The organism is Pseudomonas antarctica (assembly GCF_900624995.1).
GTDB lineage: Bacteria > Pseudomonadota > Gammaproteobacteria > Pseudomonadales > Pseudomonadaceae > Aquipseudomonas > Aquipseudomonas antarctica.
The window spans coordinates 1-1259 of the sequence record NZ_UYXQ01000251.1; the positions used below are offsets into that span (position 1 = coordinate 1).

1 protein-coding gene is annotated in these 1259 nt (G+C 65.2%); it reads right to left on the reverse strand.

Annotation, left to right across the window (positions count from 1 at the left end; genetic code table 11):
- The coding region (locus E0F99_RS29845) for an amino acid adenylation domain-containing protein (RefSeq protein ID WP_130909137.1) at positions 1–1259 on the reverse strand (1259 nt) is incomplete at both ends.

Here is a 1259-nt window from a genome sequence, read left to right on the forward strand (position 1 = left end):
CCTTCCTGGGCCACCACCACGGTTTCACCGACGCTGTCCTGTTCACGCAAGCGGGCTTCGATTTCACCCAGCTCGATACGAAAACCACGGATTTTCACTTGGTGGTCAACCCGGCCCAGGTAGTCCACCACGCCGTCCGGGCGCCCACGGGTCAAGTCGCCGCTGCGGTACACACGGCTGCCGGGCTTGCCGAACGGGTCCGGCACGAAGCGCTCGGCGGTCAATGCCGGTCGCTCCAGGTAACCCCGCGCCACGCCCTCGCCGCCCAGGTACAACTCACCGGCGACGCCGATGGGTTGCAGGTTCAACTGCGCGTCCAACACGTAGCCGCTGCGGTTGCCCAGCAGCGTACCAATCGGTGCGTAAACCGCACCGCACGGGTCGCCCTTGCGTGCCTTCCACAGCAGCGGCGTCACCACGGTTTCGGTGGGGCCGTAACCGTTGAACAGGTAGGTCGGCTTGAGCGCGCGCCAGGCCAGGTCGTAGCTCGCCTGCGCCACCGCGTCACCACCAAAGCAGTAAACACGCACTGCCGGTGGGTTGCCGTCGCGTTCGGCGTGCTCGGCCAGTTGTTGCAGGTAAACAGGTGGGAACACCGCCAGGGTCACGTGGTGGCGGTGCATTTGCGCGTAGGTGTATTCCGGCAGCCACAGGCTGTCATCGCGGATCAACACGCTGGCGCCGTTGATCAGCGGGTGCATCCAGCCTTCGTGGGCGCCGTCGAACGCGAACGACATAAAGTGCAGTTCGCAATCCGCCGGGCCGGTTTCATAGCGTTCGCCGGTGGCAATAATGTGCGCCACCAACGGGCCGTGCGACACCGCCACGCCTTTGGGCATGCCGGTGGAGCCGGAGGTGTAGATCACGTAGGCCAGGTTGTCGCCGTCCAGTGCGACCTGTGGATCGCTGTCATCCACCTCGGCCCAGGCTTCGGTCCGATCAACCGCCAGCGCTTCCAGCCCTTCGGGGATCGGCAGCCGCTGCTGCACCGTCGAGTGGGTCAGCAACAGTTTGGCGCGGCTGTCTTGCATCATGTAGAGCAGGCGATCGCGCGGGTATTCCACGTCCAGCGGGACGTACACACCGCCGGACTTCATCACGGCGAGGAACGCCACCATGATTTCGGCACTGCGCGGCATGGCGATGGCCACGCGCACTTCAGGCCCCACGCCACGGGCGATCAGCGCATGCGCCAGGCGGTTGGCCTGAGCATCGAGTTCGCCGTAAGTCAGGGTCTGCGCATCGAATTTAACCGCCAC